The sequence below is a fragment of the Streptomyces sp. NBC_00582 genome, assembly GCF_036345155.1.
Lineage (GTDB): Bacteria > Actinomycetota > Actinomycetes > Streptomycetales > Streptomycetaceae > Streptomyces.
The window spans coordinates 2,482,542-2,508,278 of sequence record NZ_CP107772.1 but is presented as its reverse complement, the minus strand read 5'-3'; the positions used below and the strand labels follow the sequence as shown (position 1 = coordinate 2,508,278).

The following is a 25,737-nucleotide window of genomic DNA, read 5'->3' as shown; positions in this document are numbered from 1 at the left end:
CGCCTATTGCTGGATCTTCCGGGCCGGGGCGACGGGATTGGAAGCGGCGGAGCCAAGAGCTACGGCAGTATCGGCTCCCGGTGCTGAACGGCCGGCCCGACGTACCTCGCCCCACCAGCCGACCCCCGTCAGCACCAGGGTGAGGCCAACTCCGGCCAGGATGGCAGTGGACGGTGCCACCACCTTGAGGAGACCACCGGCGAGCGACCCTGTCGCCGCGTAACCCGCACCCGCCGCCGCGTACATCACCGAGTAACCCGCAGCCAGAGCGCCCGGCGGCAGTGCCTCGCGCAGAGACAGGTTGCGGGTGAGCATCGCACACGACTGGAGCGTGCCCCCCACGACCAGCGCGGCGGCGATCCCGGCCGAGTGAGGCGTCAGCGCCGCGAGGGCCACGCACGCCGATGTCCCGGCCATCAGCACCACGCTGCGGGTGCGCAGCTGCCCGGGCCAGGACCGAAGACCGTGGACGAAGGCGCCGATCCCCCCGCCCACCGCCATCCCGGTCAGCAGCGGACCGGACCAGCCGATGCCGACGCCGCGCTGGTCGAGCAGGGCCGGCAGCACGAGTTCGGACAGACCGAGCAGGGCCAGACTGGCCGCTCCCGTGACGTACACCGGCCAGGCGCCGGTCAAGAGGCGAAGCAGCGACGCGCTCGTCCGGTCCTCGCCGCCCGTGTCGTCCGCGCCCCAGCGGGCCGGAAGCAGCCACAAACCCGCGACCGACGACGCCATCAGGGCGGCGCAGACGAACAGCGGGACGGGCGATGCGACACCGAGTGCCAGGCCGGCAACCGCGGCCGGGGAGACGGCCCAGATGCCGGCCGTCAGTATCGACTCGACGGACAGCGCCTGCGCTGTTGCACGCTCCGGGACAAGCACCGTGAGCAGCGTGCGCAGGCCACCGGTGGCAGCGGCCGGGGCAGCACCGGCGAGACACGCAAACCCGGCGAGGACTGCCGGGTGCGCGTCGGGGAAAACTCCGAGGCCCGTGAAGGCGGCGGCTCCGGTCGCGAGCCCGACGGCCAGGTGAGCGCGGGCGCGGTCGGGGCGCAGGCGCATCCCGAGGACGGGGGCGCCTGCGATCTCGCCGATGACGTAGGCCGCCGCGAGGAGCGCGCCCAGGGAGTAGCCGCCGGGGCGTTCACGCACCAGGAAGACCAGGGCCAACGGGGCCATGGCCACCGGCATGCGGGCGCCGACGGTGGTGCAGGACCAGATCAGGACCTGCTTCGAGGCGACGTCGCGGTAGCTCATGGGACGACGCTAGAGGCCGGCACCGACAATGCCCCAGGAGATTTCCGGCGCATGTGGATATCTCGTGAGCACCCGAGAAGTGCTGAGCACCCCTTCAAGAAGTCAGCACCCAGAGCTACCCGCCCCGCCTCCGCATCCCCGCCGCCTTCTCGAAGTCCTCGGCCAGGTAGGTATCCGTCACCAACTCAGCCAGCAGCAGCCGCCCTTCCCGGTACAGCTCGGCGTAGAGCGGGATGTCGCGCTGTGGGCGTGGGGAGCCGTGGCGGCAGCCGAGGATCGCCTTGTCCAGGTACATCGACGACACGAGGAAGGACGCCTCGGCGGTGGCCGACGGGACGCCGAGGAGGACCGCCTGGCCGTGCCGGTCCAGTAAGTCGTTGGCCTGCCGGACGAGTTCGACCCGCCCGACACATTCGAACGCATTCGCACCTGTCGGCAGAATGTCCCGCCGCCGTCGAGGTCAGGAAATGAGTCGCGCCGGACCGCTCGGGAGGGTCAGGGCCCTGCTTTGACAGACAGCGGATCCCGTTGACCGCAAGCGAAGATGTGCGAAGAGCCCCGCAGGAGTGCAGGGGCCCTCCTGTTCCGTGCTGTGAATGGCCCTTGCAGTGGGCGCTCGGGTCAGGCGGCCTCTGCGTCGGGGTGGCTGTAAGCGGCGTCGACGAAGGTCAGGAACCTCCGCATCTCGTCGGAGGCGAGCAGGTCCTTGATGCAGTGCAGCATGATGTGAGCGGTCCACAGCCCTTCGTTCAGGGAATCTTCGCCCAGGTGCTCGTCGGCTGCCCGGGACCAGCGCATCTGGGTCCGGATGAAGGGCTCACCCTCCAACGCGTGGTCGGGGTGGAACGCGGCTGCGGCGAACGCCCGGATGCGGGCGAAGTCGTCGTCACTCAGCAGCCGTTGGATGCAGGAGATCATCTGGTAGGCAAGGCCCTGCGCGAACGCGCGCTGGGCCGAGCCGGCTCCCCCGACCCCATGCCACCGGTCCTGGTCGCGGAAATCGCCGCCGAGATCGAGGCCCACTGCGGTCACCGCCGCCTCAAGTGCCGCCGCTTGGCGAGGGGGTGGACCGTCGCCCAGGCCGTTGCTGCCGCCCATCAGCTGGTCGAAGACGAGCACCTGGCCAAGGTGGGGATGTCCGAGCGGTCGTGGAAGGACTGGGAGGCAGGCGTCCTGCCCAGTCCCGACTACCAGGACCTGCTGTGCCGCCTGTTCACCACCAACCCCGTCGAGTTGGGCTTCGCCCGCGACTACTCACCCGCCCCCGCATCGGACGAGACCCCTCCGCTTTGGAGCGGGGGCAGCCTGGATGGAACACTTCCCGCAGGGGAAGCAGCCCGAGCAGGTGAGGGCTCGCGGACCTTTGCGGAGGTGGAGGCAACGAAGCGTCGCGACGTGGTGAAACTCGCCGGACTGGCTATGGCGTCCCCGGCTGCCGCAGCAGAGATACTCGAGCAGGCCGCCGCCGAGGCCATGGAGTTCACCCAGCAGGCCGAGGCGTCCTCACTCGGCTCGGGAATCCTGGACCACCTCGACCTCGCGGTCAGCGAGTTCAACCACGCCTACTCACTCAAGCCTCCCAGGGCGGTCTTCGACGCGGTGATGGACTACCGGCGGAAGGTCGACGCCCTGCTCAAGACCAAACACACCCACCGCCAAGAACGCGAACTTCTGGCGTTCGCCGGGTGGCTGTCGGAGCTCTTGGCCTGGCTCGCTCACGACCTCGGGGACGCTCGCACCGGTCTGGCGTTCGCCACCGACGCGTTCGTCCACGGCCAGCTGTGCGCGTGGGCGATGGACGCTGCCGCCTCCATCAACCTGTATGAACAACGGCCCGGCAAGGCCCGCGAAGCGGCTCTCAAGGGCCTCATCGAGGCCCCGGTCACGCATCCGCTGACCGTGCGGCTGCATGCCCAGGCCGCCCGCGCTGCCGCTGGCGACGGCGACGCGGACGGCTTCGCCGCCGCCTTCCAGGCCGCCGAAGACGCCTATCGCCTCCTGCCGCCGCGCTCACCCCGCCGCTTCGGCACGGACGTGCTGCCGTTGGCCGACTACGCCTCACCTCGTATCCGGCGACCTCGTTCATCTGGCTCGGCCAAGCTGAACAGGCCCGTCAGCATGCCGAACACGTGCTTGCCACCTAGAATCGGCGCCCGAGGCATCCCGCTCACCGAGCCGGGAGGCCATCGCCCGGATCGACCTGGCCCTCGCTCATGCCCAGCTCGGAGACCCCGACGACGCCGTCGCGCTGGGCCACCAGGCCCTCGATTCCGCCCGCGTCGTCGACTCCGTCCGCCACCGGGTCGGCGACCTTACCTCGTTCCTCACCCGGCGCTATCCCCTCCAGGCGGCCGTGGCGGGCCTGCGCGAGCGGCTGGCCGCCGCCGACGTAGCCGCCCGGCCGACCCTGCCCGCAGCACCCGGAGCATGAACCAGAAGGAGACGTCACGTGACTGGTGCCCAGCAGCCTGCCGAGCACTCCCTCACCATCCGCAAGCCGTACTTCGATCTGATCGCCAGCGGTGCGAAGACCATCGAGGTCCGCGTCGGCTATCCCAAGATCCGCAAGATCAACGCCGGGGACACCCTGCGGATCACCTGCGCGGACGAGTTCCTGAACGCTCGCGTCACTGCGGTGGAGGAGTATGAGTCCTTCGCCGCGATGTTGGACGCCGAGGACCCGGCCGCCATCGGCGGACCGAACATGAGCCATGATCAGCTCGTCGCCGCGATCCGCGACATCTACCCGCCCGAGAAGGAAGCCCTCGGCGTCTTCGCCCTCCACCTCACACTCACCCATGCGGGCGGCTGAGCCGCAACCTCCCCCTCGCCGAGGAGGGGAGAGATGTACCACCGAACGTGCCCAGCCGCGTACGACTTCGTCGTGCTCTTGTCCGTTGGGGTTGATCAGTCTCACGACAGTGGCGGATCCCCATGGCTGGCCGCATCAGTCGTATTCGGTGTCGATGCCGAAGCGCCCGATGCGCTCTCGCTGAACTGCGCGTGTGTCGTCCTTCTACCGGCGCCCGCGTGGCGCGCGGTCGGCGGGCTGCGGCGTCGAGGCCGTGGGGGCGAGGAACTGGTGCGCGCCGCGCAGCGGGGTGCGCAACTTGCGCTGTGTCGAGCGGCTGTCGAGGCGGATGTCGAGGGGCCCGGGAAGGGTGCTGTCGGCCCGTAGGCCGGTGGGCAGTCGCGATGCGTCGAGTCCGTCGCGTCGGGCGATGAGCACGCCCAGCTCGTGCCGGCTGAGAGCCTGGTTCCCGCCGAGGTGGTGGACGCCGGTCGTGTCGCCCGACGCGAGTTCGAGGAGCGCTGCGGCCAGATCGCTCGCGTGGACCGGGCATCGGAAGTCGTCTGTGAAGAGGACGCCTTCGCGGGTGCCGGTGGCCAGTTCGTGGACGGTGCGTTCGTGCTCGGACTGTCCGTCTCCGATGATCAGCGAGGTGCGGGCCACGGCGGCGTCCGGATGGAGCAGAAGCACCGTTTCCGCGGCGGCCTTCGCCGCTCCGTACGGGGTGATGGGGTCGGGCTTGCAGTGTTCGTCGTAGGGAACGTGGCTCTTGCCGGAGAAGACGGCGTCGGTGGAGACCTGGATCATTCTGCTTCCGGCCTTCGCCGCGGCGATCGCGAGGCGGACGGGTCCCTCGGCTGTGACTGCCCAGTCGGCCCCGCCGCTCGATGCATTGACGATGACGCGAGGGTTCACCTCGGCCACGACCGCTTCCACGCTCCCTGGATCCCGCAGGTCGAGGCTGCGCCAAGTAACCCCCGGAGCGCCGCCGGGCCTGGTCGTATAGGTCGCGGCCGTCGGGCGTCCCGCCGATACAGCTTGCCGGACCAGCTCGGTGCCCAGGAACCCGGACCCACCCACGATCAGCAGCGTCATGAGGCGACACCCTAGACCGGTCAGGGCCCGGTGATGGCGAGAAAGTGGGCGGAGGCGTCGGTGAGGGCCGCGTGCGGTTCCGCGATGCGCGCCGCGGCGAGGGCCGCTTCGTATATGTCCGTGCCCATGAGGTTGGCGCTGGTGTACTTCTCGATGGCCTTGACCGCCACCCAGCCGGGTCCTTCGATTCCGTAGAGGCGGGGATCGGTAAGACCGGCCTCCGTGACCTCCGCGCGCAGCTCGGTGGAGGTCTGGAAGTAGGCGACGGTGAAGCCGCGCTGTCCGGCGTAGCGGCCCTGGGCCAGGGTGTCACGGAGCCCGTCCTGGATCGCGGACTCGGTGATACTGGTGGTCGCGATGTAGTCGAGGAGGGGTGAATAGCGGGAGATCGCCGCCGCGGCGATGAGTCCGCCAGGCCGGGCCACGCGGGCCGCCTCCGTCAGCGCGGAGATTCGGTCGGTCTGGTCGTGGAGGTGGTAGAGCGGGCCGAGAAGCAGAACGACGTCGTACGTCCTGTCCGCGGCGGTGAGGCGGCGGGCGTCGCCCAGCTCGGCCGTCACGCTGTCGATGGCGGCTGCCTGGGTGACGTGCTTGGGGACGGGGTCCACGACGTGCACCGTGTAGCCGTCATCGGCCAACCACCGGGCGTGCGTTCCGGGACCACCGCCGACATCGAGCACGCGGGCCGGTGCCGGCGGGAGGTGGCGGCGTAGTAATTCGCGGGTGCGCGCGAACTCCAGGGTGCCTGTGGCGGTGGTCTGCAGCCGTGCGGCTTCGTCGGACCGGGTGTAGAAGTCGATGATCTCCGGGCGCACGGCGGGGTTGCTCGTCATCGGGGCGTCCTCGTCAGGAGGGGTTGTCGGTGTCCGGCAGGGTAGGGGAGACAAGGAAGTGATCACTTTGATTTTCGGAGCCCTGCGACGGTCGGCCCCCACCGCCGCTGCCACAGTGCTCGGCTCATTCTGACCAGGGCAGGGCCACGCATTCAGTCCTGGATACGAGGTTGTGGACCGCGGCTGGTAGTCGCACACCAAGCCGAGAGGGAGCAATTACCGGGTCCAGTGGGTACAGGACGGCAAGAAGCGCACGTCGGTGGTGAGCTACGACCCGCCCAGCGCGTAGGACCGCAAGAGGACGCTGGAGGCCGAGGGCACCGCCACGGACATCAACATCGTGAAGGTGCAGCCCGGCCAGTAGGCGCCGGCATCCGTGAGCGAGCGGTCACGTGGTTGTCCGGCGGGCGCTACTCCGGCTGAAGAACGCGGGAACCCGTGCCCACCGCCCGGGCCGCTCGTCACTGCGTGGATGGTCTCGGCGGTTCAGGTGCTCCTGCGCGGCCTGCGTGAACCGCTCGATCGCGGTGAGCAGCTCCTCATGACGCGTCCAGGAGCGCTCCGGGTCCGGCGGGACGACTCCTCCGGCCACGCGCTCGCTACGCCCCGCCTGCCGGAGCGTGCGGAAGAGGCCGGTGGTGGCGGCGCGCACCTGCCGCGCGGCCTCGGCTACCTCGGCGGGCCCTTCGAGCTCCACATGCTGGACAGCCGTCGATACCGGGTTCGGGTTGTTGACCGCCGATATGCGATCCCGGAAGTCCGCTTCTGCCGCGGCCTCTCTGGCGGCCTCCCTGCGGGAGAGCCTGCCTGTGTTCGCGGCCGCCCTGTCCATCCCCCTGGCCAGCCGAAGGACCGGGTGTACCTCGGTCGCGTAGCTCTGGGCTGCCGTCATGAGCCGTACGTAGGCTTCCCTCTGCGCCGCGCGGCGGGCCGTGTCGAGGGGGCCGAGGTAGGCGCTGGCGGCCTGGGCGAGCCCGGCTTGGACAGCGGCTGCGGCTTGCCGTCGCGCACCACGAACGGTGAACATCCCGGTGAGGGCCGCGCCCACCACAGCTCCTCCGGCGCCCATAACGGCGGTGGCTGTCTCCTGTCCCATACCCCACAAGCTCATGTCCCCGATCTTCGCCTACGGTGCCGAGGTTGGTCCCGGAACCGTAGGCAGGAGACAACGGGCTGGCGCTGGCGGGAGGTGCCGAGGTACTTCGGCTGGCGGGCCCATGACCGGCTGCCGGGCAGACGCCATTTCTACCGGTGTACGCCGAGCGGTTTCAGACCCTCGGACCGTCAGGTTCGCCGCGAGGATCAGCGCGACGGTGGTGGTGAAGATGCCCAGCCCGACGTGTTCATGGGGCAGGAGCCTGGCACCGAGGTAGGCGTTCAGCGGGAGCAGCCGGGAGGCCGGACTGCCGAGCGACTGTCCAGAAGAGGGCTGCGCCACCTCGCCTTCATCCCCTAGAGCGAACAGGGTGGCCGGAAAGGCTCAGATCCGTGGCAATTGGCCGCGAGGTGGCCATTGGCCGCGAGATTTGGCCACGCCATCTGAGACCCCACACTGACAACGGACAAGAGTTCGCCTGCGGCAGACAGGAAAGATCGCGGAAAGACTGGCCAACGCTCCGGGGGCATGTCAACGTAGACGCCTTCCCGGAAAGTGCCAGGTCAGAGAGGTGATGCCGGTGACCGTACAGGTTGCCCAGCCCGGATTCGCCACGACCGTCGAGGCCCTGCGGCTGCACTCCTGGAAACTCGGTCCCGGCCAGCCGACGCTGGTAACCGATCAGTTCACCGACGCCGACTTCAAGCTGGTCGTGGACGACCGCGCCGATGTCCATGTGAACAGCAGGGACGGCAGGTTCTACCTCGGCTGGTTCCCGATGGGGCGCTCCGGCACCGACGGTGAGGGGTGGGTGATCGCAGTCACCGGCACCGCGAAGACCCGTGGGTATCGGATGTCGTTCGACACCGAGACCCCGGCGGACGTCGTTGCCGCTGCTGTGGCCCAGGTGTTGGCCACCGCCCAGCCCCTCTAAATGGGATGGCGGCCCGCATCTGCACCACCGGGTCGTACAACAACGCATGCCCTGCTCAGCCTGACTCCTGGACACCCTGTCCGCTACCGCGAGGAGAACGCAGTGGATCCGCACCTGCCCGAGATGACCGTCGGCGACCTCATCGGCCTTCTGTCCGCCTGCGACCGTGAAGCGCCGGCCCGGCTTGCCATCAACCCGTTCTTTCCCATGGCGCACCGTATCGGCGGGGTGATCGCTTCGCAGGACGAGGACGGCAACCCGCTGGTCTTCATTGCCGAAGCCAAGGACGCCGTACAGATCGGCCACCTGCCGCCGAACGTCGCCGTCCAGCTCACCTGGCACGAGCTGGCCGAGGCTCCCTCACGCCGTCGGCGCACGGCGACCCCGCCGAGCGACGGCGGTAGCTGAAACACCCACGACCTTTCGGAGGCGCCCCTGCACCCGCACCACCGACACGACCCTTCCCACCCTGACTCGCCGGACCCGGTGTACTGGGTCACCCCGCGCCATCTGGCCGGTGACGACGGCGCTCTCGCCGAGCGGATCGGCGACCTGTTGACTGGTATGGGCTGGCGCCTGTGGCCAACTGCCCGTCAGACCCTGCTCTATGTGAGCCCGGACGAGCTGCGCGGCGCCGAGTGGATCCTCGCCAGCTGCCCCTTCGAACTCGGCGGCCTGCCTGTGGCCTGGCAGCTGTCCGTTCGCCAGCACTCCGCCAGCGCCCTGACCGAGTGGAACGCCTACTTCACCACCGGCGTCCCTCTCGAGGCACTCGCCGACCTCCTCGTCGCGCTCGACACCCGCGATGTGCCCGATATGGGTTTCGGCGAGCCGGAGGAGGTCCTGGCCGCGCTCGTCGCCCAGGGCTGGATGAGGGACGTGGACCGCCCCACGACCACCGCCACGGACCCCGGCTTCGCCTCCAGCGTGTCGCTTGAGGAACTGCCCCCGCTAATCCAGGACGCCGACCCGCGCCCCGACCTGATGGGCTGGCAGGCATGGGCGGAACCCGTCCTCGGCGCCCCGTACCTATGGTGCGCCAGCTTCAGCGCCAGCGTCCCGCACGACCTGGTCGCGGTCTTCGCCGCCTCGCTCGCTTCCCCGGTCCCCGTGCCCCGGCGCACCCTGCCCGAGGGCGGGCAGGAGCGGCTCACCGTCGTGCGCCGCGACTGACGACACCTCCCCACACCGGCCGCTGGCCTGAAGCCCAGGCAGTCGCTCCCTATGGAAAGGACATCAACCTGTCGATCTCACCCCTGTCCCCAGGACGACTCGTGCTCGCCGACGCCATCACGGCGGCTGGGCCGGGACGGCACTACTTGCACGTCGTCCGGCCGCTGATCGCGCGGGAAGTGCTCGCGGAAGTCCTTTATCTGGGCGGTAACCGGCTCGCCCTCGGTCCGGTGAGCGCGGAGCGCTTCGACCGCCTGACCTGCCTGGTGGACCAGGCCGTGGCGGATACGAGCAACCGGTGCGGATCGTCGGTCCTGTCGTTGGTGTCCGACTCACCCACCGGCTCGGGCCTGGTCCGAACAGTGACCCGCTACATCATCGAAGACGGGCAGTGCACCAAGGCCGGAGCGCTGAACGAGCGCGAGTACGGCGCCTGCGCGGTCGCACTCGCCCGGGCCGAGGCCGACAGAGCGGCCGAGGACGCCCGCATGCTCGCCACCCTGCCTAGCCGTTTCGACGCCCTCTGACGGCACATCTCGTCACCCACCCGATGCCTATCCTGTGGAGGTCTGCTTGGACCCTGTCCCTGCTCCGGCTCTCCATCTCTCCTACGAACGGGACCGCGCACCACGGTGTCATGATCGGCACCGAGCCATTGACCGTGTGCGCCACACACTCGACTGATCTCGCGCCGATCGCGGAGAACACGGCGCACTCCCTGTGCCAGAGCTGTACACGCGCCTGGCTCATCCTCACCACGCAGCCGCACCCCGGCGGCGAGCCGGATCTCCGGCCAGCCGTCGGTACCGGCAAGAGCGCCACCGCTCACCGGCCGACACCGGGCCATCTGATGGGCTACTGCGGCAAGCCGCTCGAATTGCGCCCGACTTCAGCCCGGCGAGTGTGCGCGAACTGCACGGCTCTCGCGGCGGCCCTGGACCGCTTCCACCGCCTGGCGGGCGAGGTGAGCGTTTCCTCCGACGCATCCTGCCCGCGCACCGAGGAGGTCCTGTGGGCACCCAACGGCCGCAGCAACCTCTTCACCGGGCACCGCCATCATGCTGCCTCCGGCAGCGGCCTGTGCGGCGCGCCGCTGTCCGGCCCGAACCCCGACGCCACCAACGAATGCGCCCCCTGCCGCCGCGCGTGGAGGAGCGAGCGCGACCGGAAGGCCACCGCCCTTCCCCGGATGAGGTCGCGCGCCCGCTGGTGGCACCAACGCCGGGAAGTGGACACCTTCCACGGCCGCGCTGCGGACCTCAACTCCGGCGACGCCTATACGTTGTCCGGCTGCCCGGACCAGCACCACGTCCTGACCCTGAGCCAACCCGCCCGGGGCCGGCGGCTCGCCGTGCTGGTCTACGTCCCCGCCGACGACGAGATCGTGGAGCTGGAGATCCACCACGACCGCCTGCTCGTCATCCAACGGCCGCATGCGCCGGATGCGGGCATGCCCACGCTGCCCTGAGTTACGGCGGCATCGGAGCGATGCCTGCGCTGACGGCGCCTGGCAGCGTCTGCTTCTTCTCGAGGCGTTTCCCGATGACTTCGGGAGGCTTTTCAGACGGCGTTGGCCAGTTCATCACCCGACGAGATTCGACGTCGTTCGGTGCCCCTCTGGCTCAGACAGTGTCATCAGGTCGAATGGCTATGCCGACCCCGCGGCCCGGTCGAGAGACAGTCGGCTAATCTGCCCAGCGGTCCCCACGCAATACACGACGTCAGAGGGGTGGCTGAGCCGCAGTGCCGCTTCGCGGTCCAGTCGGCCCAGATGCTTCAGCAGCATCCGGCCAATCATCTCGTGCGAGACCAGGAGCGGTCTTCGGACTCCGGCTTGGGCGATGCTGGCCAGGGCTCGGCCTGCCCGCGAATCCGCGTCGGCGTAGCTCTCCCCGCTGGGAAAGCGATAGGAATACTTGTCGCGTTCCCGCGCTGCGATCGCGCCGGGCCAGCGGGACTCGATTTCCCCGTCTGTGAGCCCGGACCACTCGCCGTGGTCAACCTCGCTGAGGTCGTCGAGTAGTCGGACCGTCAGACCCAGTGTTGTCGCGAACACCTCCGCCGACGTCCGTGCGCGCTTCAGCGGGCTCGCGAAAATCGCGTCGACCGGTTCGTGGCTGGTCAGTCGCGCGTTGTGGTGCACCTGGTGGACGCCCCGATCGGTAAGGGGCGAATCCAGCCGTCCCTGCTTCCTTCCAGCCAGGTTCCACTCTGTCTGTCCATGCCTGGCCAGATAAACGGCCTCGAATGCAAAAGCTGTCACGAGCCCTTGCTCCTATCGAACCGTGGCACGTTCCGGCCACCGCATTTCCCGCCAGGCGGATGGCCATCCGCCTATTTGGTCAAGGGCGAGCACGCGGACGACTCCGAAGCCAATCGGCACAGCCAGGCGCCTGTGCCCTGCCGATCGGCACGCGCCCCCAGAACAAGAGGGCCCGGTTTCCTCACCTTCGTCAAGGTGAGGAAACCGGGCCCGTTTCTCGTTCTGTCAGGGCGGCCGTGCCTTCCTGGGCTCATAGGGCTCGGACGGTGCGCGTGGCGCGGGATCAGGCTTCCGGACTGGGTGGCGGCAGGCGCCGAGCGAGTTGTTCGACGTAGTGCCGGACATGGGGCGGCATCCTGCCCGGAAGCGCGTCGAGTGGGAACAAGCGAAGGTCCTGCCCCTCGCCGAGGACCAGCTCGTTCTCGGTGCCGTCCCAGGCCGCAACGAACACGTGAGGCGGCGTCTTGCCCCTCTCGTACGCGTCGACGGCAGCTTCCGTGATCGCGTCCGGCACGATGCCGGTCTCCTCCAGCAATTCACGCAGGATCGTCTCGAGCGGCGTCTCGCCCGCCTCCGCTCCGCCTCCGGGAAGCGACCAGTGCCCCGGCCAGGCTATATGCGCCTTGTCGTCCCGCAGCTGGAGCACGATCTCATGGCGAGGTGTGGTGACGAACGCGAAACACCCACGGGTCTTTGTCGGCCGGTCCGCCACGCCGGTGACCTTTCTTTGTACGACAGCTCCGAATGGCGCCCGGCCCGAGGCCGTGGCCGCAACCCGGTTCTCACGGTGTGCAGTTGTCCGGGGACCACGGTAGTACCGGATGAAGACTGCCCCGTCCTCTCCTGGAGCAGGGGAGGACGGGGCAGGATGGTGTCCTCGGATCAGTGGGCGATCGCCGTTCGTACGGCTGCGGCGATGTGGGCGTCGACGAGGGCGGGCGATCCGGAGACGACCACCAGGATCGCGCCGGCGCGGATCGCCGTCTGCTTGACGACGCTGCGCCGTCCGCCGGTGCTGTAGGTGAGCAGCTGGCTCCACTGCTCGTCACCGAGCCGGGGCGCACCGGTCGTCTGCGTATGTACATCGATGAGCGTGCTGCCCACCGACACCTGGTAGGCCGGGCACGACGTCATGGCGTTGAAGATCCGGTTCACGCCTGTGGACAGCTTCGCGGCGGTGTCGCTGTACAGCTCCTCGGACACCTCCGAGCCGCTGGAACCGGCGTAGATGAAGGACACTTTCGCCGAGCGGGGAAAGTCGAGGCTGCTGCCGACTGCGGCCTGGCCGCCGAGCTCGGCCAGTGCCGAGCAGCCGATCACGGTGACGTCGTCGTGCCCAGCCGTGGTCTCCGGCTTACGGGTGTAGCCCTCACCCAAGTCGCTCTCGTCGAGGAGCCGGTTGGCCATCGCGGCCGAGGACAGTGGCTTGTCCGCCGGGGCGTTGTGGTCCTCCGTGCGCGCTGCTGCGGTGGAGGGCGTCGGGTTGGGGGAGGCGGAGGTGTTGTTGGAGCAGCCCGCCAGGGCGAGTACGGCGAGGCTGAGGCTGAGGACGGTCGTGGTGGGAAGGCGCATGCGGAAACCCCTTGGTGGCGCGGTGCGGACGGTCTGACCGGGCCGGCCCTCCAGTTGCCGGCAGATGCGAAGGGGGTAGGGGTTTCGAGAGAAGTCAGTGCCCGAGGTGGCGCAGGCCGTCCTCAAGGGTGGGGTGCCAGTGGTCGACGGGGCCACAGTTGCGGTTGAACCAGGCGGCGTCCAGACGCGGCTCCATCACCTGGTGGCCGGCCGGGCAGCGCAGCCACACGGAGCCGTCATTCATGTTGAAGACGATCCAGTCCCGGTATGTGCCGCACTGCGGGCAGGCGTGGACCTCGCCGTCGATGATGAGCGGGGGCATCCAGCGCATCATCACGCCCTCGACGTCGTGCCTCGACGGTGCCCGCAGGTCGGCAGGCGGAAAGTCTGGAACCACTGTCTCTGCGTCGTCCGCGGCCGGAGCCTTGGCCTGGACAGTGTCGGACGGCCAGGGCTCTTGGGCGTGTATCTGCCGCAGCGCGAGTGCCTCACGCTGGGCCTGGCGGAAATCCCTCTCGTCGCGGGCACGTCGTCGGAACATGCGGTCTCCATCCCCTTGTCGTCTGGCGGGCACATGGAGAGTGCCCTAAGCATCTGACCTGCCGCAACGTTGAAATTTCAGAATCACCTAGGCTTGCGCGGCCGGTCCGTACGGGTCTTGGAAGCCTTCGCCGTACGCCCGTTGGTCCGGGCTGCCGCAGTGGCGCCGGGTTCGGGCATTGCGGAGGCGTCGGCCGGTAGATCGGCCATGCGGCGCAGCCGCCACACCAGCACGTCGCTGATCGAGTCGGCGGTGTCCAGCTCACGCCGCTCGGCGGCCTCGGCCAGCAGCGCGGCCGGGTCGTGTCCAGCGCTCTCGGCGTCGGCGAGAGTGGCCGCGAGGGCGTACCAGCCGGCCTCGGCGAGGACCTGTTCGGCCAGTTCGGGCACTGCCTGGCGTAGGTAGGCGATCTGCTTGTGCCGCAGGGGCTGGGACAGGCGCCGTCCCCGCTGGTAGAGCACGCCGATGGGCATGCTGGCGGCGGCCTGGTAGGCGGCGCGCAGGTGTTCGGCGGCTTCACGTGCGGCGGCGGCCTGCTGGGCGTGCTGTTTCTTGCCGTGCCAGTGGGCAGCGGCGGTGACTAGGAAGAACGCCATGTCGATCAGCATCGCCGTGGTCGCCCCGTCTTCCCCGCGGCCGAGGGCGGGGCCGCTGTAGACGAGGTCGCGGGCGGCCTGGCGCAGGGCGCGGTCGTGCCCGCGCTCGGCCCGGATGTGGGAGCGGGTGGCCCGCTCGAACGCGAAGGCCGCCTCGCGCAGTTGGGCGCGGGTGTGGGCGGCGGAGGTCTTGGCGAGCGCGTCGAGGACCTCCCCGGCGGCGGCGATCTGCGCGGCCACCACCGCGTCGTCGCCCTGGTCGATGACCAGCAGCGCCTGCCATGCCGCCGTGGCCGCACTGCGCCGTGCCGTGGCCGGACCGTTTGGGACCGAGCCGGGGTCATGGTCCGACAGCGCCTCGCCGGCCGCGCGGGAGGTGTCGTTGCCGGACCAGCGTTGGCGGATGCGGGGCAGGGACAGGTCCGGGGCGAGTGTGGAGCCCGCATAGAACACGGGCTCCTTGGCCTTGTTGCGGTCGTCGGGGAGGGCGACCTTGTAGCCGAGCAGGTCACCGGACGGTGCGACGCGCTTGTGGATCAGCACGCCGGCGGCGGCCAGCCGGTCGAAGAACTCGGCCTCGCTAATGGCTCCGGCCGCTGCCTGTCGCACGGTCTCGCGCAGCTCCTCGCGGGCGGGCCGCTCGCGGCCCTCGCGTTCGGCCTTGTGCCGCTCGGCGCTGGTGGGCCGCTTGGCGGCGGTCCCGTCGCCGGTGTTGAGGCGCCGCAGTCCGTAGTCGGCCTCGATTTTGCGGGCCTCGGCCTGTGAGCGCTTGCCGTCGTAGCGCAGCCGCGCTTGGCGTCCGTCTTCGCGGACGATGGTGGCGATGATGTGGATGTGGTCGTCGGCGTGGCGTACGGCCGCCCAGCGGCAGCCCGCGCTGTCGCCGTCCGGGGCGATGCCGGTGGCCGCGACCATGCGCCGGGCGATCTCGCCCCACTGCTCGTCGCTGAGGATCGGATCCTCCGGAGCGGCCCGCACGGACAGGTGCCACACGTGCTTGGCGGGCCGGTCCTCCTTGGCCAGCATGTCGACGGGCTGGTCGAGGAGCCGTTGCAGGTCACCGTAGGTGGCGTTCGGGTCGCGGCCGGGGTCGGGGGCGAGGCTGTCCCAGGCGGCGACGAGGTGGGGGTCGATGTGCTCCTCGTGGGTGCCCGGTCCGTACAGGTAGTAGAGCAGGCCGATGGTGCGCTTCCCGCGCTGGTGGACTCTGGGGATCATGCGGCTCGCGTCTGGTGGTCCAGGCGGTGCTGGGTGAAGGCGTCCACCCGCTTCGCGGCGCGTTGCACGGCCTGGAGAACGGCCTCGGCGTGCGGTGCGTCCGCACCCGAATTCAGGGTCTTTGCTACCTGGTTGAGGTTGTTGCCGATCTGGGCGAGATGGCGGCGCAGGCTGAACAGCTCGGCGATTACTTCGCGTTCGCCGGCTACTTCGGCTGCGGTGCGGGTGAGGTCACGGGCGGCGCTGAGGGCGGCGTGGGCGAGGAAGCCGGACGGGGTCATGGCGCACGCCGCGGCGGCGTCAAGGAGGGCTTGTTTCTCTTCGTCGTTGAAGCGGCTGGCGATCAGGTGCGTACGGCTGCTGGCGTTGGTCTTGCGCGGGCGGTTACGCGCGGGCGGATGGTTCGGGGTGCTGTGCGCGCAGTGGGGGTTGTGACACGGGTGGGTCGGTTCCCCCTTCGGATGCGCGCCGCCCTCGGTCGCATCCGGACGGTCCGGTGCCCCCTGGCGCTGGACCTCTCCCGCCACCCCCGGGGCGGGAGACGCGACTGTATTACTCCCGACGGGAGTAATACAGTCGCAACAACTTGCTCGCGATGACGTCGAGTTGGGATCGAGAGCGAGTTCCGGGGTGGTGCCGTTGTCACTCGGGTTCGTCATCGAAAGTCGGGCCTCGTGGTGCGGAGATGGTGCTGGACGGTGACGGCCAGATCGAGGACATCGGCCGGCCCGGTGAGGAGCCGGACGGGCCCCTCGGGCTTGTGCTGGACGAGCCATTGGCCGCTCGGGAGGCGCACCATGGCATGCACAAACCGTCGGCGGACCAGGACGATCGCCCAGGCGTCCGCCTCGGCGGCCCTGTGTGGGGATGGGTGAGCAGGGTGGTGAATCACGGGGGTGTTTCTCCTTAATGCTGGGCAGGTAGCCCGGCACAGGGCCGGGCTACCTGAGCGATGAGGTGGCTCCGGGTGGCCTGACCTGCGTCTTTGCAGGTTGTTAGCCGCACTCGGGGCAGCGCGCGAAGTGCCGGCTCATGGCCCTGGCCATGTTGCGTCTCACCGCGATCGCCTGCTTCGCGCTGGTCTTGGCCGGCGGCGTGCCGGCGTTGCGCTCCGCGTAGGCGGTCAGGAAGCGGATGTCCCTCTCGAAGTCGGACCTGATACTCGACATGCGCGGGCACATCTTCACCGTGCGCTCCTCTTCTTCGTGGTGGACGTGGCCGCTTCACGGCGCAGGCGATCCAGGACCGGAGTCAGCCGGTCGTTGCGGATGCCGATGTCGTGGGCGCGCATGATCTCCCTGAGCTGCGTGCGCGTGACCTCGGCATTCCCGTCCCGTTCCAGCAATGCGGGCACATGGGGACGCAGCTGGGCGACGAGCTCCTCCACAGTCGGCCGTTGCTTCCGGGACGGCTTGCCCTGGCCTGTGCGGGACCGGTTCCGGGACGCCTTCGGCCGCCTGTGTGCGGGGGCCGTGTGGGGATGGTCCCCGGTGGGTTCGATCCCGGTTTCGGAGCCGGGCTCTCCTCGGTCCCCGTCGTCGGGGACCGGATGGGGACGGTCCCGGTCGGGCTCGGTCCCCGCTTCGACCTCGCGGTCCCTGTTGTCGGGGACCGATTGGGGACGGTCCCCGGTGGTCCCGGTCCCCGTTTCGGTGAGTGAGACTGCGTGGTCCCCGATGCTGACATCCGAAGCCGGGGACGGGCTACTCGCGGCTTGAGCTGCGGATTTGTCCCCGCATTCCTCGCTCGCCTCCGCGTGATGGTCGGCGCTGTCGGTCCCGGGGACCGCACTTCCTCGGTACCCGTTCGCAGCCTCGCCGGCGGCGTCCCCATCCCGGTTCCCTGTGGTGTCCAGTTCCCCAGCTGATTCCCCGTCCCCGGACTCGGGCACCGTGGCGGGACGGTCCCCGCTCTGGATGAGGGCGGTCCCCGGGACCGGGTCCCCGTGGCCTCTTGCGGGACCGTCCGCCTCCGGCGAGGTGTCGGTGGCGGGGACCGAGCGATGGGGGACCGGGCGGCCCGCGTCTGGCGTCCCTCCGGTGGGGGGCAGGGGACCGTGGTCCCCGCACTCGGCTTCCCGTGACGGCTGTGTCCAGGGCGAGGGCAGATCGACCGTGGCGAGCGCGGCGGCATGCCGCCGCGCGGCCAGCTGGTCGAGGAACGTACGCAGCTGCTGGGGGTCGCTGCCGACGCCGGAGCGTCCGAGGGCGGACTCCAGTCGCCGTGTGATCCGCTTGCCGCGCCGGTTGGTGCGCTGTTTCGGGGACAGTCCGGCAAGCCGGGTGGCCAGGGTGACCGCGCGTGCGGTCGCGCGGTCTCGGGTGATCTGGGCGGCGTCGCGGTCGCGCCTGGCGATGCCGAGGCGGGAGAGCAGGCGCTCGCGTGCTTCCCGGCCGAGGACGGCCAGGATGCCGTGCGAGGCGGCGCCGGGCTTGCGCAGCCGCAGCTCGATGCCCATGGCCTGGTGCCACAGCATCGCCGCCAGCATGGGGCCGACGAAGGCCCGTACGGTTCCGCCGACCGGGCCGGATTCTGCGTAGGCGGGGATCACCTGCACGCCGGTGATGATCCAGACCAGCGTCCCGGGCAGGCCCGGCGTGCCCTGGGTGGTGAGGTTCTGGCGGGCCATCAGCGCGGTGGCGAACAGGGCGAGTTCGGCGGCGGCGAACATGGCGGCGCGCTCGGCGGTGCCGGCCATGTCGAGGTAGTCGGCGGCGAACCGCCAGCTGGTGTCGGCGCTGTAGACGGTGCAGCCGATGGCGGCCAAGGCAGCGACCCACACTGCTGGGGTGGACGACCGGGCCGTGCCCGCGCCGCGACGGCGGCGCACAGTGAGCCAGCCGCCTGTGAGCACGGCGAGGCCCAACAGGGCAGTGGCGGCGGTGAGCAGGTGTGCGAGGTCGATGGAGACGCCGGCCAGACGGAGGGCGATGGGGTGGGTCATGCTGCCTTTCCGAGCGCGGCGATCAGGGAAGTGGTGTGCACCTGGCGGGGCACGGGCGAGGCGGTCACCTCGGACTCGTCGCCGTCCTCCCCGTCGTTCTCGAGGTGCTTCTCGTCGGTGGCGTCGGTCTCCTCGTCGTACATGCCCCAGTAGCGGTCGCGGTCCGTGACGTCGTGGGCGGCCTGTCGCATCAGGTCCTTGGCCCACTCGAGTTCGAGCTGGAGTGCGTAGGCGAGGCGCTCGACCGTCCATCCGCGGGCGTAGGCGTGACGGACCACTGCTTCGCGCTCGGCTTCGCTGAGGTGCACGTCGCGTCCCTGGAAGGCGGCGAGTACGCGGCCGTAGTCCAGGCGCTTGCTGACCCTGGCGTGCCAGGGGCGGCGTTCGGCCTCGGTCAGCCCGCCCCACATGCCGTGGCGGATCTCGTTGTCGAGGGCGTAGTTGAAGCAGTCCTTCTTGACCGGGCACCGGCTGCAGATGGACTTGGCCTCGGCGATGGCCGCGTGGCTCCGGGGAGCGTGGAAGAACAGCTCGTCGGCGTCCTCGGCGGGCATGCCGTAGCACAGGCCCCGGGCGTGCCAGCTGTGGTCGGCTATCCCGCGCAGCATCGGGCGCGCGGTGTCGTTCGTGGTGATGGTGCGCAAGGAAGTCTCCGGGTACGCCTCGGTGGGGCGCGCGGTGCCGACGGCGGGCGGATACGGCGCGGCGCGGTGATGAGGCGGGGTGAGGGCGCGGCGGTGCCGCACCGGAGGTGGCGTCAGGGGGAGAGGGCCGGGCTTCAGCGGCGTAGGAAGCGGCGGTCCGGTCCGGTGAAGTGGACCGGCGTGCACATGCCGGACAGGCGGGACAGGACGCGGTCGCCGATCTTGTCGCGAAGGACCGGCTGCTGCGGAGGCACGCTGCGGTCGCGGACGGGCGGCAGGTTCGAGGTGAAGATCGTCGGCAGGCGGTTCTGGCAGCGCCAGTTCACCAGCCGGAAGGTGATCTCCTCCGTCCACTCTGAGCCCTTGGCGGCGCCGAGGTCGTCGAGCAGCAGCAGCGGCACGCGCACGACCCGGCGCAGCATGTGCTCCGGGTCCACCCCGGCCTGCGGGCGCATGTCGGCATACAGGTCGGCGGCGGTGGTCGCGTGCCAGGTCACGCCGCACCCAGCGGCGGTGAGGGCCCGGATCGCGCCGTACGCCTGGTGGGTCTTGCCGGCCCCGGTGCCGCCCCACAGCAGCAGCGACGGTCCGTGGGCGATCCGCCGACGCCCGGCCGTGCCGAAGTGCGGGTTCAGTCCGCCCGCGTTCGGCTCGACGGCTGCCTCGGTGATGGTGCGCACCCAGGCGGCGACGTCGGGGTGCTCGACTACGGCGTCGCGGTAGTCGACCGGGATGCGCTCCTGGGCGGCTTCCAGGGCCGGGATCGGCTCCGGGGTGTCCGGCAGCGGCGCGGTCGGGTCGATGCCGCGTTCGGCCAGCTTCGCTTCCAGACGGGCACGGAGCCGCTCCCCGATGGCGGGCTGCGGGTCGGCGAGGTGCGCGCGGGTCACAGGCGGCCTCCGAACGTCGTCGGCTCGGTCGGGTTGAGGTACGGCGTGTAGCGGGACGTGCTGGTGCTGGCCCAGGGCCCCGCGCCGGAGGCGGACGACGGCACCGAGGCAGCCTGCGGGGTAGCGTTGACGACCTCGTTCACCAGGCTCGGCAGCACGCTGGGGTGCAGCCCCTTGGCCCGCAGCCGCTCCATCGCTACGCGGATGTCCTGCGGCTCGAAGCGCTCGTCCAGCAGCACCTTGACTTTGCGCCCCAGCAGCCCGAGGAAGTCCGCCGGCGGTCGGCGCTGACAATCCCGGATGTACTCGGCGACCAGTTCCTTGGCGGAGACCGATCCGGAGAGGGTGTCGGGTGCGGGTGCCTCGCGCCCCGTAAGGAAAGATCCAGGATCCAAGATCCTAGATCCAGAGCGGGAGTCCTCCGGTACTCCTCCCGTAGTCCTCCTGGAGTCCTCCGGGAATGCCGCCTGACCTGCAGTTTTCCCGGACGGTGCCGCGGCAGGGGCAGCGAGCCCGTCGGGAGGCACGGACGCAGGTTCACCTGGGGCGGCGGTGGACTCAGCAGGGGCGGTGGCGGCGGGAACGGGGCTGTGCACCGCTCCCTGCGCGCTCCCGGAGTCCTCCCGGAGGTTTCCGGGAGACGTCACGGACACCGCCGTGCGCGTCGTGGGGCAATCACCGGTCTGGCACTTTCCGCACGCCTGACTGCCCTGGTGATTGGGGCAGCGCGGCACACGGGACGCCGTGGGCTTGTTGATCTTCTGGTGCTGCTCCCACGTCACGACGTGGAGCCACGTACGCCCGTCACAGCCGGTGTAGCGGCAAATCAGCCCGGCGGCGGCCAGTTCCTCCAGGTCCTGGGCGACGTGGGCGGCGGTGTGCTCCGGGCGCAGGGCCCACAGCCGTCCGGCGATGATCGCCGGGTGGTCGCGGTGTCGGCCGGAGTCGTCGGCCTGCGTGAGCAGTCCGATGAAGGTGAGCATGGCGGTCACCGAGCATTCGGCCAGCGACTCCGACTCGAACATCTCGGGCTTGACGGTGCGGATGCGTGCCATCAGGCATCACTCCCGCACCGGTGTACCGACGGTCGATCCGGCGCCAGCGCTCGGCGGCTAGGGACGGAAGGGGCACAGGCTGCCGCGCAGGCCGGGGTCTTCGGCCTTTCACGCAGGGCAGTCGGCATGCGAAACTCTCCCTCGAAGCAGGATCCGTTCAGGTGCTGGTGGAAAGGGACCAGAGCGGATTTGTTGGGTGATCTCCGCGCCCTTCCCGGGGCACGGGTGTCCTACAGCCGTTCGGCGTCTGGGAGTTCCCGCTCTCAGGCGCCGTCGGCGTTCACCGGGCCAGGGCCCGCTCTAGCGGGCGGTGCGCGCCTCACTCACGCCTCCCTTCACGCTGGTCGCCGGGCGGATGCCCGGCGGGGGACCAGAAACATACGTGTGGCCTGCCACGACATCCAGACTTAGCTCTTGAATCCTCTACAACTCGCCCGTGAGGCGGCCTGAGCCGCCCGCCCAGGCCAGGGCGGGCGATGGGCGGAGCATGTGAAGCCGACCTGCGTGACGGAGGCATGTGGGTGGGGCTATCGCTGTGCCCAGCAAGGACTCCGTCGCGTAACCTCTCGGTCGCCACAGAGCCAGGTGATCTGCATGCCGTCTAGATCGTCTACACGCCCACTCGTGGCCGTGGGATGGCCGGCGCGCCCTGCTGGCCGTCGCCGGGCGCTGCGGGTAAGCCCTTGAGCGGCAGTGTCCGCACAGCGTCCCCCTCCCCGTCCATCAGAACCCTGGAGGCCGCAGCCTCCTCATTCGCGTCAGTCGATGCGGCCGTGATGACAATAGACCAGCGAAGATGGATCACGTCAACTGGCAAGAATGGAATCATTGCGGTTGGCGGTGTATCGTTCACGCCAGTCGAAGAGCCTCTGTGAGTCACCGAAGGATGGACCTGTATGAGCGAAGGAGCGCCGGCGGAGCAGCGCACCCTCGCGGAGAAGCTCGATCACCTCTTCAAGACGGTCCACCCGAAGAACCGCGGTGAGTACACCTACGAAGAGGTGGCGCAGGCCATCCAGGAGGCAGGGGGGCCTACTATCTCGGCGAGCTACATTTGGACCCTTCGGAAGGGCAAGAAGGACAACCCGACCATGAAGCACCTGGAGGCCCTCGCGGGCTTCTTTGGTGTCGCCCCCGCCTACTTCTTCAATGACGAGTCCTCCGAGCGGATCGCTGCCCAGCTGGAACTGATCGAGACCATGCGGGACAACGATGTAGTTGAGGTCGCCACCAGGGCGTCCGGCCTGTCAGTGGAGACCCTCAGGACGATCAAGGGATTCATTGAGCGGGCCCGCGAGCTGGAAGGGCTAGCCGACGGCGAGGCGTCCGGCCGGTAAACGCGGGTCGACCTCCGGGTGTAAAGGTGCGGCCGGGCGGAAGGTGTGGCGCAGGTCACCCCCATGGGGTCTGCTTGCGTAGTTCGGAGCGATGCCTGGGCGATCGCCGCGCAATTCAGCCATGATCAAGTAATGCCGCATCAGACTCACTTCTTGATCATCATAGTGGTGAACATGAACTGAGCATGCTCCTGGCATATTCGATTGAAGCCTGGCGTATCGTTCCTGTGCCGGAATACCGGATTCCGGTGCCGCCTCTGCCGCGGACACGTACAGCGCCACCTGCGGAGTCGAGTTGTCGTTGCGTAGTCGAAGACAGCAGCCGGGCGACGGACGCCGAGACCGCCCGGACATCGGGGCCGTGCTCGCCTCGATCGACGTCCCGGACCCATTCGATGTGCAGGTCTTCTGCGATCGAATCGCGGCGCAGCGAGGTCGTCCGCTCCATCTGCACAGCGTCCCCGGCATCTCGGGCACTGACGCCCCGTGTGGGGTATGGATCGCCACCGAGAAGGCGGACCACATTTTCCACGAGGCGGCGACAAGCCCGCTGCACCAAGATCACATCATCCTGCACGAGATCGGTCACATGCTCCTGGGCCACCGCTCGATCCTCGACGGCGTCCAGACAGGCGGCGGCGGTTTGTTCCCGGACATCGACCCGGCCACTGTGGTCAGTCTTCTCACCAGGACCAGTTACGGCACCGAGGACGAACGGGACGCCGAGCGTCTCGCAGGGCTGATCGCCGGCAAAGCCGCTGCCTCCCGCACCAGCAAGACGCCGCGCAGCAGTGTCCTGCGGCGCCTGGGCGACGCTCTCAGCGACTCATAAGAGCGCCCTGTAATGATCGACATACTTCCTGCGGTCTTGTTGTGGCTGGTCACCGCGTGGCGCACCCCGGCCGCATGGCGCGATTCCAGCAAGCGAGTCCTGTGGATCGCCTTTCTCGCTCTCGCCGTCGCTATCACGCTCAGGGTGCCCTCCGTCGCCGCATCTATAGACGCGGCATTCGGGGTCAACAACCTGAGCGCCCTGGGCAAGCACCTCGGCTGCATCGTTGCCGCGCATGCGGTGCTGACCTTCGTCCATGACATGGCCCAGGAGAAGGCATCCGGGCTGAAGTCCTCCCGCCTGCACCTCGTTGTCCCGACCACCGCGGCAGCCGTCATCACGGTGCTGTTCTTCGCCACTCCGCAGCCGCACGAAGCGGTCGACCTGCTGACCGAGTACGCCGCCGATTGGCGCATCGCCGCCTATGGAGGGGTCTGGACGGCATACCTCGGGGCGGCACTGTTCAGCGCATCCCGGCTGTGCTGGCGCTGGGGACGACAGCCTGATGCCGGCCTCCTCGGCCGTGGCCTGCGTATCACCGGCATGGGCACCACCATCGGCATCGTCTACGCCGCGCACCGCGTTGCCACCGTGATCCTGGGTTTTCTGGGACAGAGCCCTTTTCCGGCCAGCACGAGTGAGACGATCAGCGGTCTTCTGCTCTTCAGCGCGCTGCTCTTCATCATGACTGGCAGCACGCTGCCCGCAGCCGGACGCCTACGCCGCTGGAGCCGCGAATACCGCGCCCTGCTGCAGCTGTACCCGCTCTGGCTCAGCCTTACGGAGGCCGTACCTTCCGCCCGCCTCGACCCGCTCCGGCGCAGAACTTGGGAACTGCTCTCCCTCCATCGCGTTCATGACCGGCTGTATCGCCGCACCATAGAGATCCGGGATGCCGTCCTGACCCTCAGCGATCACGCCCCTGGCAGCCTGCGCGACCAGGCCCGCGCCCACGTCGCGGCCTCCGGCCTCATCGGAGCCCAGGCCGACATCGCCGCCGAAGCCTGCTGGATCATCGGCGCCCAACAAGCCCGGCAGCGCAACGAGCCCTCGTCCGGCGAGCCGCTCCCGCCGGCCAGCGGCGGCCGGGATCTGCCCAGCGAGATCGAGGCGCTCAAGCAACTCGCCAGGGCCTACGACTCCGACCTCACCCGCGCATTCGCTGCAAAGCTCGACCACGCCCGAACGCTGGAGACCACACAGTGACCGAGTCCCGCACGGCCCGCCTTATCACCGACACCCTGGCGCCGGCCAACCTCGTCATCGCGATACTGCTGATCATCGGCTGGCACAGCACGAGCAGCGTCACCGGGCTCGGCTGGGGCCTCTTGGCAGCCCTGTTCTGCGGTGGCATCCCGTTCGGCGTCATCATGCTCGGCGTCAAGCGCGGAAACTGGACCGACAAGCACGTACGAGTCCGCGAGCAGCGCGCCGTCCCTCTCCTTGCCACGATGGCATCGGTTCTCATCGGCATCTCACTGCTGATCGCTCTCCGGGCGCCCCGTGAGGTCTTCGCCCTGGTCGTTGCCATGCTTGTCGGCCTCGTCACCACCATGATCGTTACCGTCTGGTGGAAGGTGTCGGTCCACACCGCAGTGGCCGGCGGAGTAGTCGTGATCCTCCTTCTCGCGTACGGCGCGCACGTGGCACCGCTGGTGCTCGGCGTCGCGGCCGTGGGCTGGTCCCGCGTCTCGCTCCGTGACCACACTCCCGCCCAGACGGTGGTCGGCGCCCTGCTCGGAGCGCTGGCTGCCGCTGTTGTATTCAGCGCGATGCGCTGACGAACCCTGTTGGGGCAGATTTGGCATGGCGCTCATCGTGTACGGGGTGAAGTGCCGCGCCACCGTCACCGGCAGGCCGAACTCCCGTACGCAGGCCCGCACGAGGGTTTCCGCCGCGTTGATCCGCTCGGCCCCCAGCTCCAGGTCGGAGGCGATCACTAGGTGCCCGCCGTCCTTGGTAGGCCACGCCCGCAGCCGCGGGTGTGTGCGGTGGCCGCCGGTGGACCCGCGATCAGCTCGCCGCCTGGGGCATCCCGTGGCCTCCGCCGAAGGGATGGAGAAGGAAGCTTCTCACTCAGTGGACGGCGGCGCAGTGACAACTACAATCTGCACACGATGAACCACGACCTCGCCGCCGAGTTCCACCGCCGCGCCGAACAAGACCAAGCCGCACGGCGCCTCGCGGCCAAGACTCGTGACGGACGCGAGATGCGCCGGATCGACACCGACAACACCGCCTGGCTCAAGCAGGTCATCGCCGAACACGGCTGGCCAGGTGCCACGTTAGTGGGCGAGCAGGGAGCAGAGGAGGCATGGCTTCTTGCCCAACACGCCGACCTCGACCCCGCCTTCCAGCGCCAGGCGCTCGAACTCCTGAAAACCGCGGTCGTGGCCGGAGACGCCTCTCCCCGCCAGCTCGCCTACCTCACCGACCGGGTTCTGGTCGCGGCCGGCGAACCCCAGATATACGGAACGCAGTACACCGACGACGCAGACGGCTCGAACCTGCGCCTGCAGCCCGTTGCGGACCCTCACCGGCTCGAAGAACGCCGTGCCGCGATGGGTCTGGAACCAGCGGCGGAGTACGACCAACGCATGCGCGGTCACTGACCGCCCCGGACAATCTCATGGGACAAGATCGTAAGCAGCGCGGCAGGCTCGTGA

At 69.4% G+C, this 25,737-nt stretch carries 30 protein-coding genes and 1 pseudogene; 11 read left to right on the top strand and 20 right to left on the bottom strand.

Features of this window, described 5'->3' with window-relative positions; all coding sequences use genetic code 11:
* Positions 1 to 3 precede the first annotated feature (3 nt).
* From OG852_RS10790 to OG852_RS10770, 5 genes and pseudogenes are all read right to left on the bottom strand, one after another.
* A complete protein-coding gene (locus OG852_RS10790; protein ID WP_330347761.1) occupies positions 4 to 1,257 on the bottom strand; it encodes an MFS transporter in 1,254 nt (417 codons plus the stop codon).
* Between the two features lie 107 nt (positions 1,258 to 1,364).
* Positions 1,365 to 1,736 (bottom strand): annotated as a pseudogene (locus tag OG852_RS10785) (Zn-dependent alcohol dehydrogenase); the annotation flags it as partial.
* A 142-nt stretch (positions 1,737 to 1,878) separates the two neighbouring features.
* Positions 1,879 to 2,376: a hypothetical protein gene (locus OG852_RS10780; protein WP_330347760.1), complete on the bottom strand. Its 498-nt coding sequence runs from the start codon at positions 2,374 to 2,376 to the stop codon at positions 1,879 to 1,881.
* 447 nt (positions 2,377 to 2,823) lie between these two features.
* Positions 2,824 to 3,147, bottom strand: coding sequence for a hypothetical protein (locus tag OG852_RS10775; RefSeq protein ID WP_330347759.1), 324 nt, complete (start codon positions 3,145 to 3,147; stop codon positions 2,824 to 2,826).
* A gap of 277 nt (positions 3,148 to 3,424) precedes the next feature.
* Positions 3,425 to 3,556, bottom strand: a complete 132-nt coding sequence (locus tag OG852_RS10770) for a hypothetical protein (protein ID WP_330347758.1) — start codon at positions 3,554 to 3,556, stop codon at positions 3,425 to 3,427.
* Positions 3,557 to 3,706: 150 nt separating this feature from the next.
* Between OG852_RS10770 and OG852_RS10765 the strand changes: the two genes are divergently transcribed.
* The gene (locus OG852_RS10765) at positions 3,707 to 4,069 is read left to right on the top strand and encodes an ASCH domain-containing protein (RefSeq protein WP_330347757.1); all 363 of its coding nucleotides are present in this window, start codon (positions 3,707 to 3,709) and stop codon (positions 4,067 to 4,069) included.
* 204 nt (positions 4,070 to 4,273) lie between these two features.
* On the opposite strand, the gene OG852_RS10760 is transcribed toward OG852_RS10765, so the two are convergent.
* The 3 genes from OG852_RS10760 to OG852_RS10750 form a co-directional block, all read right to left on the bottom strand.
* Positions 4,274 to 5,143, bottom strand: a complete 870-nt coding sequence (locus OG852_RS10760) for an SDR family oxidoreductase (RefSeq protein ID WP_330347756.1) — start codon at positions 5,141 to 5,143, stop codon at positions 4,274 to 4,276.
* A 20-nt stretch (positions 5,144 to 5,163) separates the two neighbouring features.
* Positions 5,164 to 5,976, bottom strand: a complete 813-nt coding sequence (locus OG852_RS10755; RefSeq protein ID WP_330347755.1) for a class I SAM-dependent methyltransferase — start codon at positions 5,974 to 5,976, stop codon at positions 5,164 to 5,166.
* 388 nt (positions 5,977 to 6,364) lie between these two features.
* On the bottom strand, positions 6,365 to 7,024 hold the full coding sequence (locus OG852_RS10750; protein WP_330347754.1) for a hypothetical protein: 660 nt from the start codon (positions 7,022 to 7,024) through the stop codon (positions 6,365 to 6,367).
* Positions 7,025 to 7,652: 628 nt separating this feature from the next.
* On the opposite strand from OG852_RS10750, the gene OG852_RS10745 reads away from it, so the two are divergent.
* The 5 genes from OG852_RS10745 to OG852_RS10725 all read left to right on the top strand — a co-directional run bounded on the left by OG852_RS10745 (position 7,653) and on the right by OG852_RS10725 (position 10,647).
* Complete coding sequence (locus OG852_RS10745) at positions 7,653 to 8,006, top strand: DUF317 domain-containing protein (RefSeq protein ID WP_330347753.1); 354 nt, start codon at positions 7,653 to 7,655, stop codon at positions 8,004 to 8,006.
* Between the two features lie 123 nt (positions 8,007 to 8,129).
* On the top strand, positions 8,130 to 8,414 hold the full coding sequence (locus OG852_RS10740) for a hypothetical protein (RefSeq protein WP_330351425.1): 285 nt from the start codon (positions 8,130 to 8,132) through the stop codon (positions 8,412 to 8,414).
* A gap of 78 nt (positions 8,415 to 8,492) precedes the next feature.
* On the top strand, positions 8,493 to 9,179 hold the full coding sequence (locus OG852_RS10735; RefSeq protein WP_330347752.1) for a DUF317 domain-containing protein: 687 nt from the start codon (positions 8,493 to 8,495) through the stop codon (positions 9,177 to 9,179).
* A gap of 101 nt (positions 9,180 to 9,280) precedes the next feature.
* Entirely contained in the window at positions 9,281 to 9,706 is a 426-nt protein-coding gene (locus OG852_RS10730; RefSeq protein ID WP_330347751.1) for a hypothetical protein, read from the top strand.
* 110 nt (positions 9,707 to 9,816) lie between these two features.
* Positions 9,817 to 10,647, top strand: coding sequence for a hypothetical protein (locus OG852_RS10725; RefSeq protein WP_330347750.1), 831 nt, complete (start codon positions 9,817 to 9,819; stop codon positions 10,645 to 10,647).
* A gap of 180 nt (positions 10,648 to 10,827) precedes the next feature.
* Here OG852_RS10725 and OG852_RS10720 read toward each other — a convergent pair whose 3' ends face one another.
* The 12 genes from OG852_RS10720 to OG852_RS10665 form a co-directional block, all read right to left on the bottom strand.
* The gene (locus OG852_RS10720; RefSeq protein WP_330347749.1) at positions 10,828 to 11,442 is read right to left on the bottom strand and encodes a histidine phosphatase family protein; all 615 of its coding nucleotides are present in this window, start codon (positions 11,440 to 11,442) and stop codon (positions 10,828 to 10,830) included.
* Between the two features lie 283 nt (positions 11,443 to 11,725).
* On the bottom strand, positions 11,726 to 12,154 hold the full coding sequence (locus tag OG852_RS10715; protein WP_330347748.1) for an NUDIX domain-containing protein: 429 nt from the start codon (positions 12,152 to 12,154) through the stop codon (positions 11,726 to 11,728).
* 170 nt (positions 12,155 to 12,324) lie between these two features.
* Entirely contained in the window at positions 12,325 to 13,014 is a 690-nt protein-coding gene (locus tag OG852_RS10710; protein ID WP_330347747.1) for a hypothetical protein, read from the bottom strand.
* Between the two features lie 94 nt (positions 13,015 to 13,108).
* A complete protein-coding gene (locus OG852_RS10705) occupies positions 13,109 to 13,555 on the bottom strand; it encodes a hypothetical protein (protein ID WP_330347746.1) in 447 nt (148 codons plus the stop codon).
* A gap of 83 nt (positions 13,556 to 13,638) precedes the next feature.
* Positions 13,639 to 15,369 (bottom strand): relaxase/mobilization nuclease domain-containing protein, encoded by a 1,731-nt coding sequence (locus OG852_RS10700; protein WP_330347745.1) that lies wholly within the window; start codon positions 15,367 to 15,369, stop codon positions 13,639 to 13,641.
* On the bottom strand, positions 15,366 to 15,896 hold the full coding sequence (locus OG852_RS10695; RefSeq protein WP_330347744.1) for a plasmid mobilization protein: 531 nt from the start codon (positions 15,894 to 15,896) through the stop codon (positions 15,366 to 15,368). Before OG852_RS10695 ends, OG852_RS10700 begins: the two co-directional genes overlap by 4 nt.
* Before the next feature lie 128 nt (positions 15,897 to 16,024).
* The gene (locus OG852_RS10690) at positions 16,025 to 16,168 is read right to left on the bottom strand and encodes a hypothetical protein (protein ID WP_330347743.1); all 144 of its coding nucleotides are present in this window, start codon (positions 16,166 to 16,168) and stop codon (positions 16,025 to 16,027) included.
* Positions 16,169 to 16,364: 196 nt separating this feature from the next.
* Positions 16,365 to 16,538: a hypothetical protein gene (locus OG852_RS10685; RefSeq protein ID WP_330347742.1), complete on the bottom strand. Its 174-nt coding sequence runs from the start codon at positions 16,536 to 16,538 to the stop codon at positions 16,365 to 16,367.
* A gap of 14 nt (positions 16,539 to 16,552) precedes the next feature.
* Positions 16,553 to 18,313: a hypothetical protein gene (locus OG852_RS10680; protein WP_330347741.1), complete on the bottom strand. Its 1,761-nt coding sequence runs from the start codon at positions 18,311 to 18,313 to the stop codon at positions 16,553 to 16,555.
* Positions 18,310 to 18,957: a WhiB family transcriptional regulator gene (locus tag OG852_RS10675; protein ID WP_330347740.1), complete on the bottom strand. Its 648-nt coding sequence runs from the start codon at positions 18,955 to 18,957 to the stop codon at positions 18,310 to 18,312. Before OG852_RS10675 ends, OG852_RS10680 begins: the two co-directional genes overlap by 4 nt.
* Positions 18,958 to 19,091: 134 nt before the next feature.
* Complete coding sequence (locus OG852_RS10670; RefSeq protein ID WP_330347739.1) at positions 19,092 to 19,847, bottom strand: ATP-binding protein; 756 nt, start codon at positions 19,845 to 19,847, stop codon at positions 19,092 to 19,094.
* Entirely contained in the window at positions 19,844 to 20,902 is a 1,059-nt protein-coding gene (locus OG852_RS10665) for a hypothetical protein (RefSeq protein WP_330347738.1), read from the bottom strand. Before OG852_RS10665 ends, OG852_RS10670 begins: the two co-directional genes overlap by 4 nt.
* Before the next feature lie 896 nt (positions 20,903 to 21,798).
* On the opposite strand from OG852_RS10665, the gene OG852_RS10660 reads away from it, so the two are divergent.
* From OG852_RS10660 to OG852_RS10640, 5 genes are all read left to right on the top strand, one after another.
* The gene (locus OG852_RS10660; RefSeq protein WP_330347737.1) at positions 21,799 to 22,239 is read left to right on the top strand and encodes a helix-turn-helix domain-containing protein; all 441 of its coding nucleotides are present in this window, start codon (positions 21,799 to 21,801) and stop codon (positions 22,237 to 22,239) included.
* A gap of 361 nt (positions 22,240 to 22,600) precedes the next feature.
* Positions 22,601 to 23,071, top strand: coding sequence for a hypothetical protein (locus OG852_RS10655; protein WP_330347736.1), 471 nt, complete (start codon positions 22,601 to 22,603; stop codon positions 23,069 to 23,071).
* A gap of 12 nt (positions 23,072 to 23,083) precedes the next feature.
* Entirely contained in the window at positions 23,084 to 24,277 is a 1,194-nt protein-coding gene (locus tag OG852_RS10650; RefSeq protein WP_330347735.1) for an MAB_1171c family putative transporter, read from the top strand.
* Positions 24,274 to 24,852: a phosphatase PAP2 family protein gene (locus OG852_RS10645; RefSeq protein ID WP_330347734.1), complete on the top strand. Its 579-nt coding sequence runs from the start codon at positions 24,274 to 24,276 to the stop codon at positions 24,850 to 24,852. Before OG852_RS10650 ends, OG852_RS10645 begins: the two co-directional genes overlap by 4 nt.
* A 336-nt stretch (positions 24,853 to 25,188) precedes the next feature.
* Positions 25,189 to 25,683 carry a DUF6624 domain-containing protein gene (locus OG852_RS10640; protein WP_330347733.1) on the top strand — a complete coding sequence of 165 codons (495 nt, stop codon included), beginning with the start codon at positions 25,189 to 25,191 and terminating at the stop codon, positions 25,681 to 25,683.
* Positions 25,684 to 25,737 lie beyond the last annotated feature (54 nt).